Genomic DNA, 13,756 nt, shown 5'->3' on the forward strand with positions numbered 1-13,756 from the left:
TATGTGCTTTCGTTCGTTGTAATTTCGGCGATGCTGTTAATGAGGCGCGATGAAACCTGTGTGACAGGCTCTGTCCCGTTCGCGCCATGCGTGTCGGTCGCTGGACGGCGGTCGCTCCGATTTGCACAGCAGCCGCTGGTATCCTGTGAAGGCTGGTCCATAAACAGCCGGTTCCTCCCTAGACCGGCCTGCGGAAGATGCGTGTCGAATCGAACAGGCCTTCAAGCATCTTCATCCGGTCCCGTGTCTCGTCCCAGTTCGTGTTCTGCACGGCTTCGATCAGCGCCTCGACGAGAAAGAGAAGCATGACCGAACTATCCCAGGCCGAGGGCGCCTCGATCTGTACGCGGAAGACTTTGGAAGAGGATTTGGCGACCGGTGAACCCCACTGGTCCGTGACGAGAACGATTTCGACCCCCCGATCTCGGGCGAAGCGGGCAAGCGTTTCCATCTCCTGTTCGTACCGGCGGATATCGAACAGGATCAGAACGTCGCCCTGCTTCATGTCCAGGACGTAGTGCGGCCAGGAGCTCGGGTTGGCGGCAATCTGGGTGACGCCGGTGCGGATGACCTGGAGATGGGTGAAGAAGTAGTCCGCAATCGATCGGGTGATGCGCCCGCCTGCGAGATAGATATTGCGCTTGCAATCGGCGATCAGGGTGGCGGTTTGGTCGAATTCGCGCGGTTCTATTTGGGACAGCGTCTGGCGCATATTTCCCATGACCGCATCGGCGAACCGGTTGAGTGTGTGCGTGCCAGGGGCGCTCGCGGACCAACGATCGTGCTTGGCGATCGGATTGGAGATCGTCGCCTCGAGTTCCTGGTGGAGCCTTGTCTGAAAGTCCGGAAATCCGCGGAAACCTAGCTTCTGAACCATACGTGCCACGGTTGGCGTCGAAACGCCGGCGTTCTCGGCGACCGTGGTGATCGAGCCGAGTCCGGAGACGGGATAGTTGTCGAGAAGTGTTTCCGCCAATCGCTTCTCGGCGCGCGTCAGCGCCGGGAAATGTGCGTTGATCACATCCGACACCGTCATGGATGCCGCTTTGCTGGTCAATGTCGTTGCCCCTGAACTGGTCTGCGCCAGCTTGTGACGAATTAAACATCGCTGTCACAATCGGAGTCAATCGGCTTTTTGAAGAGATCGTTTCAGATTTTCGTTGACACTCCCTGATTCGTGAAGAATTCTCTTCATTAAGATCGTCTGACGAGGCAATTTGGGGGTGCCGGTTTTGACGGGGCTTTTGACGCAGGCAGAGGGCGATCCGGTCGCCATCGACAATGCCGACGGGAAGGGAGACTTCCTCTTCGTCTGCGAGCACGCGTCGCGCGTCCTGCCGGAGCGCCTGGGGACGCTCGGCCTTTCAAAAGAAGCACTGGAGAGCCACATCGCCTGGGACCCTGGCGCGCTGGCGGTGGCGAGGCATCTTGCCGCGAGGCTCGACGGGACACTCATCCATCAACGCTTTTCGCGCCTCGCCTATGACTGCAACCGGCCACCCGAGTCCGACGCGGCAATGCCGGCCATCAGCGAAATCTACGAGGTGCCGGGCAACAGGGTGATGTCGGCCGCAGAGCGGCAGGCGAGGGTGGAGGAGATCTATCTGCCGTTTCGCGATGCCGTGGCGCGGTTCGTGTGCGAGCGCAAGGCCGCCGGGCGGCGCGTCGTCCTTGTCACCATGCATAGTTTCACGCCCGTCTATTTCGGCAACCCGCGCGCTGTCGAAATCGGCATCCTGCACGATGCCGACAGCCGGCTTGCCGACCGCATGCTTGAGATCGCGACGGACGGGGAGGTCGCCTACGACATCCGCCGCAATGAGCCCTATGGGCCAGCGGACGGCGTAACGCACAGTCTGGTGGAGTACGGCGTGCGAAACGGACTGCCGAACGTGATGATCGAGATCAGAAACGATCTCATTCGCGACGAGATCAGCCAAAGGGTCATGGCTGATTATCTGGAGGGGCTGCTCGCAAAGAGCGCGGCCGCCCTTCCGGCACAATAAAAAGACCCTGGGGAGCGGCAAAGCCGCGGTCCCGTTCCGATGCGAACGGTGTGATGGGCCTCCTGCAATGGCGCGCGAGGTCGAGGAGAAACAGGGGATAGAAGATGTCAGACTATACCGATGTCGATAAGAAGCAGGACATGCAGGTCCTGCATTCGATGGGCTACGCCCAGGAGCTCGAGCGGCGCATGAGCCAGTTCTCGAACTTCGCCGTATCGTTCTCAATCATTTGCATTCTGTCGGGCGGCATCAACTCGTTGGCGCAGGCGACCTCCGGCGCCGGTGGCGCCTCGATCGGCATCGGCTGGCCGCTCGGCTGCTTCATCTCGCTCGTCTTCGCCGTTGCCATGGCGCAGATCGGCTCGGCCTATCCGACGGCCGGCGGTCTCTATCATTGGGGCTCGATTCTCGGCAACCGCTTCACCGGCTGGCTGACCGCCTGGTTCAACCTGCTCGGTCTCGTTACAGTTCTCGGCGCCATCAACGTCGGCACCTATTACTTCTTCATGGGCTCGTTCGGGACACCCTATTTCGGCCTCGAAGACACGACGACGACACGCATCGTCTTCCTCGCGATCATCACCGGCCTGCAGGCGCTCGTGAACCACATGGGTATCGGGCTGACGGCGAAGCTTACCGACTTCTCGGGCTATCTGATCTTCGCGACCTCGATTCTGCTGGCCGTCGTTTGCCTCGCAGTCGCCGACAGTTACGAAATCGGCAGGCTCTTCACCTTCGCGAACTATTCCGGCGAGGCCGGCGGCAGCGTCTGGCCGGAGACATCGGGGACCTGGGTGTTCCTGCTTGGCCTGCTTCTGCCGATCTACACGATCACTGGCTACGACGCTTCGGCGCATACGTCGGAGGAAACGGTGAAGGCTGCGCATTCCGTGCCGCGCGGCATGGTTTCGTCGGTGCTCTGGTCGGCGCTTTTTGGTTACATCATGTTGTGCGCCTTCGTGCTGATGATCCCGAATATGGACGAGGCCGCCAAGCAAGGATGGAACGTCTTCTTCTGGGCGATGGACGCACAGGTGCATCCGATCATCAAGGACATCCTCTATCTCGCCATCTTCGTCAGCCAGTGGCTGTGCGGCCTGGCGACGGTGACTTCGGTTTCGCGCATGATCTTCGCCTTCTCGCGTGACGGCGGCCTGCCAGCCTCGAAGGCGCTCGCCAAGGTCAGCCCGACCTACCGTACGCCGGTTGCGGCGATCTGGACCGGGTCGATCCTTGCCGTGCTCTTCGTCTGGGGATCGTCGCTCGTCTCGATCGGCGATACACCTGTCTACACGATCGTCGTCTCGTGCACGGTCATCTTCCTGTTCTTCTCCTTCGCGATCCCGATCACGCTCGGCTTTTTTGCCTGGGGAACATCGAAGTGGGACAAAATGGGGCCGTGGAACCTCGGCGAAGGCATATTCAAGCTCTTCGCCGTCCTGTCGATCATCGCGATGGTGCTGATCTTCGTGCTCGGCATTCAGCCGCCGAACGATTGGGCGCTTTACATCACCGTCGGCTTCCTGATCGTAACCGGCATTGTCTGGTTCGGCTTCGAGAGCCGCCGGTTCCGTGGGCCGCCGATCGGCGAAGAAGTTGCGCGCCGCCAGGCCGAAATCGCCGCAGCCGAAAAGGCTGTCGGGGAAGCTTGATCAAACAACAAGAGGGCGGGGCCGCGGCTGCGGCTTCCGCCTCATTTTTGCGGCCACGGGAACGGCCGCACCGAAACATGGGATGGTGCTTTCATGAGCTATTCGTTCGAGGAACTGAAAGAGGATGTTGCCGCCGGCCGCATCGACACGGTGCTTGCCTGCCAGGTAGACATGCAGGGGCGCCTGATGGGCAAGCGCTTCCATGCGGAATATTTCGTCGAAAGCGCGTGGAAGGAAACGCATAGCTGCAACTATCTGCTTGCGACCGACATCGAGATGGAGACCGTCTCCGGCTACAAGGCGACAAGCTGGGAGAAGGGCTATGGCGACTATACGATGAGGCCGGATCTCGCGACGCTTCGGCGCATTCCGTGGCTCGAAGGCACGGCGCTGGTGCTCTGCGACGTGCTCGACCACCACACGCACGAAGAGGTGCCGCATTCGCCCCGGGCCATCCTCAAGAAGCAGATCGGACGGCTGGAGGCGATGGGCCTAAAGGCCTTCATGGCGAGCGAGCTGGAATTCTTCCTCTTCGACCAATCCTATGACGATGCGCGCCAGTCCGGCTATCGCGACCTGCAGCTCGCCAGCGGCTACAATGAGGACTATCACATCTTCCAGACGACCAAGGAAGAGGACGTGATGCGGGCGATCCGCAACGGTCTCCAGGGGGCCGGCATTCCGGTCGAAAATTCCAAGGGCGAGGCCTCGGCCGGCCAGGAGGAAATCAACGTCCGCTATGCCGATGCGCTGACCATGGCCGACCGCCATGCGATCATCAAGAACGGCTGCAAGGAAATCGCCTGGCAGCGCGGCAAGGCCATCACCTTCCTCGCTAAGTGGAACTATTCGGCTGCCGGCTCTTCCTCGCATATCCACCAGTCGCTCTGGAGTGCCGAGGGCGAGACGCCGCTCTTCTTCGACAAGAGCGCGCATTACGGCATGTCGGAACTGATGCGGCACTACGTGGCTGGTCTTCTGACCCATGCGAGCGAGATCACCTATTTCCTGGCGCCTTACATCAATTCCTACAAGCGCTTCATGGCGGGCACATTCGCGCCGACCAAGGCGATCTGGAGCAAGGACAACCGTACCGCCGGCTATCGCCTCTGCGGCGAGGACACCAAGGCGATCCGCATCGAATGCCGCGTCGGCGGTTCCGACCTCAACCCGTACCTTGCCTTTGCCGCATTGATCGCCGCCGGCATTTCCGGCATCGAGGGCAAGATGGAACTCGAAGCGCCGTTCGTCGGCGATGCCTATCACGGCACGGATATACGCGAGATCCCGCACACGCTGAGGGACGCAACCGAGGCGCTGACCGGTTCGAAGATGCTGCGCGCCGCCTTCGGCGACGACGTCATCGACCATTATACCCGCGCGGCACGCTGGGAGCAGGAGGAATATGACCGGCGGGTGACCGACTGGGAGGTCGCACGCGGTTTCGAAAGAGCGTAAATGTGACCCCTCCCCAACCCCTTCCCACAAGGGGAGGGGCTCCTTTGCCGCGTCCCTTTCGGTAGCCCGAAACGTCCCCACTCGTGGAGACGTTGGGTTGGGCGAAAGCGATGCCGTCAGCAAGCCCCTTGGGGAGGGGAAACTGGCGGGGAAAGTTTTAATTAGGCAGAAACAGGATGACGATCATGACGATGATCAAATGCATTTCCCCGGTTAACGGCGAGGTCTACGCCGAGCGCCCCGCGATGCCGCTGGAACTCGCCAGACAGGCCGTGGCCCACGCGCGTCTGGCCCAGAAAAGCTGGGCGAAGCGCCCGATCGAGGAGCGCGTTCAGCTCGTGCTCGCGGGCGTCGCGCGGCTCAACGAGATGGTCGACGAGGTCGTGCCCGAGCTCGCCTGGCAGATGGGCCGGCCGGTGCGCTATGGCGGCGAGTTCAGGGGTTTCAACGAGCGTTCGAACTATGTCGCCTCTATCGCCGCCGATGCGCTGAAGCCAATCATTGTCGAAGAGAGCGAACGCTTCGAGCGGCGCATCGAGCGCGAGCCGCATGGCGTCGTCTTCGTCATCGCGCCTTGGAACTACCCTTACATGACGGCGATCAACACGGTCGCCCCGGCGCTGATGGCCGGCAACACGGTCATCATCAAGCATGCGAGCCAGACGATCCTGGTCGGCGAACGCATGGTGCGCGCCTTCATCGAGGCGGGCGTGCCGGCGGACGTGTTCCAGAACCTATTCCTCGATCACGACACGACGGCGGCGCTGATAGCGGCCAAGAGCTTCGACTTCATCAATTTCACCGGCTCAGTCGAAGGGGGGCGCTCGATCGAACGCGCCGCAGCCGGTACCTTCACCGGCCTTGGCCTCGAGCTTGGGGGCAAGGATCCGGGCTATGTAATGGAAGATGCGGACCTTGATGCGGCTGTCGACACGCTGATGGACGGCGCAACCTACAATTCCGGTCAGTGCTGCTGCGGCATCGAGCGCATCTATGTGCATGAATCGCTTTACAACGCCTTCGTCGAGAAATCGGTCGCGTGGGTTTCCAACTACAAACTCGGCAATCCGCTCGATCCGGAGACGACGCTAGGGCCCATGGCCAACAAGCGCTTTGCTGCAACCGTGCGCCACCAGATCGCCGATGCCGTTTCCAAGGGCGCCAAGACGCTGATCGATCCCAAGCTTTTCCCGCAGGATGACGGCGGCGCCTATCTCGCGCCGCAGGTCCTCGTCGATGTTGATCACTCGATGGAATTCATGCGGGAGGAAACCTTCGGGCCGGCGGTCGGCATCATGAAGGTGAAGAACGACGCCGAGGCGATCGAGCTGATGAACGATTGCCAGTATGGCCTCACCGTTTCGCTCTGGACGAAGGATGCCGACCGCGCGTCGCGCATCGGCCGCGACCTTGAAACCGGCACTGTCTTCATGAACCGCGCCGATTATCTCGATCCGGCGCTCTGCTGGACGGGGGTCAAGGAAACGGGCCGCGGCGGCTCGCTCTCGATCCTCGGCTTCCACAACCTTACCCGTCCGAAATCCTATCACCTGAAGAAAGCAACCGCATGACCATCACCGCCAACTGGAGCTATCCGACCGCCGTCAAGTTCGGCGCCGGCCGAATCAAGGAGCTTGCCGACCATTGCAAGGCGCTCGGCATGAAAAAGCCGCTGCTCGTAACCGACCGTGGCCTTGCGCCGATGGCGATCACGCAGAATGCGCTCGATATCCTCGAGGCTGGCGGCCTTGGCCGCGCCATCTTTGCGGACGTCGACCCGAATCCGAACGACAAGAACCTGGAAGCCGGCGTGAAGGCATTCAAGGACGGCGGCCATGACGGCGTCGTTGCCTTCGGCGGCGGTTCCGGCCTCGATCTCGGCAAATGCGTCGCCTTCATGGTCGGCCAGACGCGGCCGGTCTGGGATTTCGAGGATATCGGCGACTGGTGGACGCGCGCGAGCGTGGAAGGGATTGCTCCGATCGTCGCTGTTCCGACGACGGCCGGCACTGGTTCGGAAGTGGGGCGCGCCAGCGTCATCACCAATTCGGCGAGTCACGTGAAGAAGGTGATCTTCCACCCGAAGTTCCTGCCGGGAGTGACGATCTGCGATCCGGAGCTGACGGTCGGCATGCCCAAGGTCATCACGGCCGGTACCGGCATGGATGCCTTCGCCCACTGCCTGGAGGCCTATTCCTCGCCCTTCTACCATCCGATGTCGGCGGGCATTGCGCTCGAAGGCATGCGGCTCGTCAAGGAATACCTGCCGCGCGCCTACAAGGACGGCACAGATATCGAAGCGCGCGCCAACATGATGAGTGCCGCAGCGATGGGTGCGGTCGCGTTCCAGAAAGGACTCGGCGCGATCCATTCGCTCTCCCATCCGGTCGGCGCGATCTACAACACCCATCACGGCATGACCAATGCCGTCGTAATGCCGCCGGTGCTGCGCTTCAACCGCCCGGCAATCGAGGACAAGATCGCCCGCGCTGCCGCCTATCTCGGCATCGCCGGCGGTTTCGACGGTTTCTACGACTACGTGCTGAAGCTGCGCGAAGAACTCGGCGTGCCGGACAAGCTTTCCGTGCTCGGCGTCGGCACCGACCGCATCGATGAAATGGCGGAAATGGCGATCGTCGACCCGACTGCCGGCGGCAACCCGGTGGAACTGACCCTCGACGCGGCGAAAAAACTGTTCAGAGAAAGCATCTGAGCCGGAATCGCGTTAATTTTTCCGAAGCCCGGAGAGCCTTAGTTTTCCGGGCTTTTCATTTCCTTGCCTTCGGTTCTCAGATCCGCGGTTAATCTTTGCCTGCCAAAAATTTCCATTTCGTTAACCATGTTCTGAAAGGCTCTGTTAAGGGCGCCGTCGATGCTTCGAGCGGGGCTTTGAAACAATGACGGAATGAGGTGGAAGATGGCGGTCATCACATTTGCCAACGCAAAAGGCGGCGCCGGCAAGACGACGGCGGCATTGATCCTGTCGACGGAACTGGCGAGACAGGGCAACAGGGTGGTGGTGCTCGACGCGGATCCACAGCGCTGGATCACGCGCTGGTCGGAAGTTTCCGGCCGTGTCGCCAATCTCGAAGTGATTTCGCACATCACACCAGCTTCGCTGCCCTGCCATATCCGCGAACTGAAGGACGAGGTCGATTTCATCGTCATCGATCTCGCCGGAGCCAAGGATGCAATCGTCGCACTGGCGCTCGGCCTTTCCGATCAGGTGCTGATCCCGGTCCAAGGGTGCGCGATGGACGCGCAGGGCGCCGTCCAGATCCTGGAACTGATCCGCCACATCGAACAAAAGGCGACGGTTCGCATCAAGCATTCAGTCGTGCTCACGCGCGTCAACTCGCTGGTGACCACACGTGCGCTCCAGACCATCAAGACGCTGCTTGCGTCGCGCGGCGTTGCGATGCTCGAAACGCCGATCGTCGAACGCGCCGCCTACCGCGAGATTTTCGAATGCGGCGGAACGCTGCAGACGATGGACGCCGGCCGCGTCAGCAATCTCGACAAAGCGCGCGAGAATGCGCTTGCGCTCGCTCAGGAGGTTCTGGCGCTGCTGCCCGTTCGCTATCAGCGGTCCTGGGCTGCGCGGGTGCCGTCCTGGGCGCAATTGCGCGCCGCGTAGTCAGCGTTCCCGCCCTGCGCCGAATGGCTGGCAAGCGGAGGCTTCCTTAGATCCCGGCGCACGTGGACGAGGCGAGCTCGATCTTCGGCGCAATACGCACCGGCACCGCCGAGCAGGCGACCGGCCTCCAGGAGGTCATAGCAGAAATGGGTGCTCTTCAAAAACGCCGATCGACGAAGTGCTTTGCCTGCGCGCCGGCGTGATAAAACGCCGATTTTACGGTCCGCCACGGATCGGGCGTAATCGGCGTTTCTGAAAGCGGGATTGCCGAGTCGTCGCCCATCACGTGGCCGGCGAGCGCACGCCCGAAGACAGTTCCTGGCGCAATGCCGCGGCCATTGTAGCCGCTCACCGAAACGACGTTTGGCGCGAGCAGGTGCATGGCGGGCAGGTTGTTGGTCGTCATGCCGATGCTGCCGTCCCACCAGTACTCGAAGCGGAAATCGCCGATATAGGGGAAGAGCTTGCGCAACGAGCGGGCTGCGAAGGCGCGATGCGTGCCCTCCGCGATGGCGTCGAGGCGGCCGATCGAACCGAAGATCAGCCGGTTCTGCTGGTCCATGCGAAAGGAGGTCATCACGAGCCCGGTGTCCCAGGTACCCTGACGCTCCGGCAGGATTCGTGCTGCGACCTTTTCGGGAAGCGGATTGGTGGCGAACTGGAAATAGGGGAGGATCGTCAATTCCTGCGTATGCGCCTTCCACGGCGCGTCGGGAACGAGCCCGCCATAGGCGTTGGTCGCCAGAATGACATGGCGGGCGATAATGGTACCCCGGCCGGCCTTCAGTTTCCACAGATCCCCCTGGCGTGTGGCGGCAACGAGCGGAGTATCGGTAAAGATGCTCGCGCCGGCCGCGAGCGCTGCACGGGCCAGTCCCCTCGCGTAGGCGAGCGGCTGGATCGTTCCGGCGCGGCGGTCGAGGAGGGCGCCGGCAAAGCCCTCGGCGCCGGAAACCACATGCGTCTTGTCGGCCGAGAGGACTTCGACGGGCGCGCCGCGCTTCTTCCACTGCGCCTCGCGATCCTTAATGTCCTTGAGTCCTTCGGCACCGACAGCCATGTGGAGCGTGCCGTTGCGCACGGCTTCGCACTGCATGTCGTGTTTCGCGACCAGATCGTAGACCAGCGACGGACCGTCGCCGAGTTCCTTCAACAAGCGGTTTCCTGCGTCAGCGCCGAGAGTTGCGACGAGATCGTCCGGCTTTACCCACATGCCGGCATTGACGAGACCGACGTTGCGCCCGGAGCCGCCGAAGCCGATCATCCGCGCTTCGACCACGGTTGCCTTCACGCCCTTTTCCGCAAGATGCAGCGCGGCGGAGAGACCGGTAAAGCCGCCGCCGATGATCGCTACGTCGGTGCTCAGGTCGCCGGTCAGCGGACCGGTTTCAGGCGCGGCCGGTGCCGTCGCATGCCAGAGGTTGGGGAGAGCACGCTCCGTTGCCATTGCGGACATTCCTTTGTCTTCGAAGCGGGACAAGAAGGGCCGCAAACCCATCATATCCTGCACCGATTGATCGTGATGGAAAACTTTTCGCCAGTGATAGAACCATTGTCACAAAGTTTTTCATGACAATGTTTCATGAGGTCATGAAGACGTGCAATGCCGGCTGGCCGCCGCAAAATGCGATCAGGAAATCGCCTGCTTGCGCACTCTTGGAGGGCCGCTTCCGGATGGGATCACGAGGGAGGAGAGCATGCCCTTCGCCGGGCAGGCTCCAGGATCAATCGACGAACTCGACCGTCACGCCCTTGCTCACCATCTTGCCGAGTTCGGTCGCATCCCAGTTGGTGAGGCGAATGCAGCCGTGGCTTTGGGTCTTGCCGATTTTCGACGGGTCGGGGGTACCGTGAATGCCGTAAGTCGGCTTCGACAGTGCGATCCAGACCGTGCCGACTGGCCCGTTCGGTCCGGGCTGCAGGGTTAGAATCTTGTCGTTCGCGCCCTGCTGGAAGTTGATCCTCGGATTGTAGGTATAGCCCGGATCGAAGGCGATCCGCTCGACCGAAACGATGCCGGACGGGGAGGGCGTGTCCGACGAGCCGATCGTAGAAGGATAAGCGGCAATGAGCTTGTCGGCCTCATCGTAGGCGAGCACCTGCTTGCGACCCTTGTCGGCCACGATCCGCGCGACCTTGCCCGCCTTGTTCGGGCCTGGATTGATCACCTTGATAATCGTACCCGGAATGGAAAAATCGACGCCGGGATTGAGTTCGCGCAGGTAGTTCTCGTCCATGTGGAACTTCTCGCCGAGCATCTCGACTGTGGACGTGAAGGAGAGATGCGGAAGCATCGCCTTGTGGGCATAGTCTTCCGGGATCGCCGCGACATAAGGCCCGGCCGCGTCGGTAGCGGTGATCGTGTAGGTGGTGATCGGCAGGCCGCCGTTGAAACGCAGCCGTTCGAGAATGTCCTCGGTGTTGTTCGGATCAAGCGTCTCGCCGGTCGCCTGCTGCCAGGCTTCGATGGCCTTGGTGACGTTCGAGCCCATCTTGCCGTCGATCACGCCCGGCGAGAAGCCCTCGCGGTCGAGAAACACCTGCAGCGCGGTGATTTCCGCACGCGATTTGCCCTTCACCGAGATCGCCGGCGGCATCGGCTGTCTAAGCGGCTCGTCATATCGCGGATCGTAGGCCGCCTGCTCGCTGCCGTCCATGAGGCCGGGCAGGTTGTCTCGCAACTCCTCGCGCTCGACAGGGGCCGGTTCGCGGTAGTCCGGGACCGTGCCCGTAAACTCACCGGGCTCGGAATAGCCGTAGCCGCGGTCTTGGTAGCCATCGTCGCGGTAGCCATAGCCGTCGTTCGAATAGACATCGACGTCGCTTTGCCGGCGGCGGGCCCTGCCGTAGCCGTCCGACGGCATCACTGTCGCGACGATATTGCCCCAGGGATCGACGAGGACGGTGCGGCCGCGGTGGTCGCGCATGGCGCGCACCTCGTCCCGTCCCGGCATGTAGTCGAGAATTTCGCCGTTCGGGGTAACCAGGATGACATCGCCACCGCCGCGGGAATAGCCTTCCTGCGCGGAGGCAGGTGCAAGCTCCACGATCAAGAGGCCGGCTGCGGCGAGAAGCGAGAGACCGGTGCGGGTCGCAGTCGTCACGATAGAACCTGTTTTCATGATGATTGATCCGGGCGGTACATGCCGATTTGGACGTTAATGTGAAAAAAGTGAATCCATCGTGAACGGTTGGTTAAAATTCATCCTGACCGATCCGTTAAACCCTAGTAGATCGGTCTGGCGTCGGTTTCAACAGGGGAGAATGAGGCGGACAAGGCGCCTGAGATGTTCCTTGCCGTTGTTCCTCCTCCGTCTCTGTCGGTAACGCCCTCGAAGCCCGATTGTTCAGCCGGAAATTATCATGCTCGGAGCGTTTTGCTTTGCCTTATCATGCATTTGCACGTGCGCGTGATTCGCATGCGCCAGCCGGAGCAATCTATGGAAACGACCTTGTGCAGCACGCGTGACGGCGTCTCTGGCCACCTCCTGTTCGACCGCTCGTCGGCGCTCGACATCGCTGCCTTCGTGTTCGATGGCACCGACCTTTCTCCGGGTCTGGCCATTCCGTCCGATGGCGACCACAGGATCGATCATGCGCTCGCCGGCTTTCTCTTTACCTGCGGTCCCGATCACATCCGCCATCCCGAGGCCGTCGAAGGCCGCGACGACGGAAGGCGCTATCCTCTGCACGGTTCGCTTGCAGGCACACCCGTCATCCGGGCGGAGATGTCCGCCGATGGCACTCGCTGCCAGGCTCTGACCGAGGTGGATCTCGCCTCTGGCGGCAAGGCCGCCGTCGAACGTCGGTGGTCTGTGGCCGAAAACGGGCAAGGCGTGGTGCTTGAGGACCGCGTAACAAACGTCGGCGACTCGGCCTTCGCGCCGATGATGATGTATCACATGAATATCGGTGGCCGGCTGCTCGGCCGCGAAACGCGTATTGTCACCCCGTCACTCGAAAGCGGATTGATCGGCTGGCAGTTCGGCGAGGGCGAGAGCGCCCATTTCTGTATTCCGGCGCATCACGAGGACGGCTGGTCGGAGGTTTCGTTGACGCCGTTGCCGGGGCTTGGCGGGCGGCGGCTTGCCGTTCGGTTCCGCGTGGACACGTTGCCGTTTTTGCAGATGTGGCGCTGCCAGCGCGGCGGTGCCAATGTCATCAGCATCGAACCGGCGTCGCATCGCCTTGCAAAGCGGGTGGAACTGGCCACATCGGGCGAACTCGGCGTCATCGAGCCCGGCCAGTCGCGCAGTTATGCGCTCGCCTTCACGGTGACCTGATCGGCCGCAATAGCTAGTGCGGGCTGCAGGAGGAAACACCTTCCTCACTCCGCTCTTGCGATTGACGCCGCCTGACGCCGGGCCTAAATCAGGGCAACACCGTTCAGAGGAAGCATCATCATGGACATTCGCCAGATCAACGATGAATACTCGGTCTCCGGCCAGATCACGGTCGAGGACCTCGACGAGATCAAGGCGCTCGGGTTCAAGTCCATCGTCTGCCACCGCCCGGATTTTGAGACCCCCGATCAGCCGACCTTCGATGCGATCGCCGCGCGCGCCGCCGAGCTGGGTCTGGAGATCACGCACATTCCCGTCGGTCCGATGGGCGTGACCGCCGACGCGGTGACCCGCATGGTCGATGCGCTCGACGAGTTCCAGCGCCCGATGCTCGGCTATTGCCGTTCCGGCGCTCGCTCTACCGCAGTCTATCAGCAAACGCTGCATATCCGCAGCTGACAAGGTTTGCCGCCTGCCGAGCGAACCGCTGCGATACCCCTCTCTGCCCTGCCGGGCATCTCCCCCACAAGGGGGGAGATCGGCGCGATGCGGGCTCCCTGCCTCATTTGTCCGCCCGCGTTGGTTTCATTGCGGAAAATGCCGCACCTGCCTCTTCAACTGATCAATTCGTGCGCAGTGCGACGTTTGCGAACTGCGAAAGCGTTGAAGCATGCCAATCTCCCCCCTTGTGGGGGAGATGCCCGGCAGGGCAGAGGGGGG

Annotated in this window: 12 protein-coding genes; 8 read left to right on the plus strand and 4 right to left on the minus strand. The window is 61.8% G+C overall.

Annotation, left to right across the window (positions count from 1 at the left end; all coding sequences use genetic code 11):
• Positions 1-178: 178 nt before the first annotated feature.
• Entirely contained in the window at positions 179-1,036 is an 858-nt protein-coding gene (locus GHK62_RS00240) for a MurR/RpiR family transcriptional regulator (protein ID WP_153436364.1), read from the minus strand.
• Positions 1,037-1,232: 196 nt separating this feature from the next.
• On the opposite strand from GHK62_RS00240, the gene GHK62_RS00245 reads away from it, so the two are divergent.
• The 5 genes from GHK62_RS00245 to GHK62_RS00265 all read left to right on the plus strand — a co-directional run bounded on the left by GHK62_RS00245 (position 1,233) and on the right by GHK62_RS00265 (position 7,829).
• Positions 1,233-2,006 carry an N-formylglutamate amidohydrolase gene (locus tag GHK62_RS00245; protein ID WP_153436381.1) on the plus strand — a complete coding sequence of 258 codons (774 nt, stop codon included), beginning with the start codon at positions 1,233-1,235 and terminating at the stop codon, positions 2,004-2,006.
• Between the two features lie 104 nt (positions 2,007-2,110).
• Entirely contained in the window at positions 2,111-3,658 is a 1,548-nt protein-coding gene (locus GHK62_RS00250; protein WP_153436365.1) for an amino acid permease, read from the plus strand.
• Positions 3,659-3,751: 93 nt separating this feature from the next.
• Complete coding sequence (locus GHK62_RS00255) at positions 3,752-5,116, plus strand: glutamine synthetase family protein (RefSeq protein ID WP_153436366.1); 1,365 nt, start codon at positions 3,752-3,754, stop codon at positions 5,114-5,116.
• A 185-nt stretch (positions 5,117-5,301) separates the two neighbouring features.
• Positions 5,302-6,687, plus strand: coding sequence for an aldehyde dehydrogenase family protein (locus GHK62_RS00260; RefSeq protein ID WP_153436367.1), 1,386 nt, complete (start codon positions 5,302-5,304; stop codon positions 6,685-6,687).
• Entirely contained in the window at positions 6,684-7,829 is a 1,146-nt protein-coding gene (locus tag GHK62_RS00265; protein ID WP_153436368.1) for an iron-containing alcohol dehydrogenase, read from the plus strand. Before GHK62_RS00260 ends, GHK62_RS00265 begins: the two co-directional genes overlap by 4 nt.
• A gap of 38 nt (positions 7,830-7,867) precedes the next feature.
• On the opposite strand, the gene GHK62_RS00270 is transcribed toward GHK62_RS00265, so the two are convergent.
• Positions 7,868-8,044, minus strand: a complete 177-nt coding sequence (locus tag GHK62_RS00270) for a hypothetical protein (RefSeq protein ID WP_153436369.1) — start codon at positions 8,042-8,044, stop codon at positions 7,868-7,870.
• Between GHK62_RS00270 and GHK62_RS00275 the strand changes: the two genes are divergently transcribed.
• The gene (locus tag GHK62_RS00275) at positions 8,034-8,753 is read left to right on the plus strand and encodes a ParA family protein (protein ID WP_153436370.1); all 720 of its coding nucleotides are present in this window, start codon (positions 8,034-8,036) and stop codon (positions 8,751-8,753) included. The two genes, GHK62_RS00270 and GHK62_RS00275, sit on opposite strands and share 11 nt — an antisense overlap.
• 157 nt (positions 8,754-8,910) lie before the next feature.
• On the opposite strand, the gene GHK62_RS00280 is transcribed toward GHK62_RS00275, so the two are convergent.
• Entirely contained in the window at positions 8,911-10,200 is a 1,290-nt protein-coding gene (locus tag GHK62_RS00280) for an NAD(P)/FAD-dependent oxidoreductase (RefSeq protein WP_153436371.1), read from the minus strand.
• Positions 10,201-10,477: 277 nt separating this feature from the next.
• Positions 10,478-11,875 carry a L,D-transpeptidase family protein gene (locus GHK62_RS00285; protein WP_153436372.1) on the minus strand — a complete coding sequence of 466 codons (1,398 nt, stop codon included), beginning with the start codon at positions 11,873-11,875 and terminating at the stop codon, positions 10,478-10,480.
• Positions 11,876-12,193: 318 nt separating this feature from the next.
• Between GHK62_RS00285 and GHK62_RS00290 the strand changes: the two genes are divergently transcribed.
• Together GHK62_RS00290 and GHK62_RS00295 are read left to right on the plus strand one after the other, a co-directional pair.
• Complete coding sequence (locus GHK62_RS00290; RefSeq protein ID WP_153436373.1) at positions 12,194-13,036, plus strand: DUF4432 family protein; 843 nt, start codon at positions 12,194-12,196, stop codon at positions 13,034-13,036.
• A gap of 120 nt (positions 13,037-13,156) precedes the next feature.
• Positions 13,157-13,495, plus strand: a complete 339-nt coding sequence (locus GHK62_RS00295) for a protein tyrosine phosphatase family protein (protein WP_153436374.1) — start codon at positions 13,157-13,159, stop codon at positions 13,493-13,495.
• Positions 13,496-13,756: the final 261 nt, after the last annotated feature.

It is taken from the genome of Sinorhizobium terangae, from assembly GCF_009601505.1.
Classification (GTDB): domain Bacteria; phylum Pseudomonadota; class Alphaproteobacteria; order Rhizobiales; family Rhizobiaceae; genus Sinorhizobium; species Sinorhizobium terangae.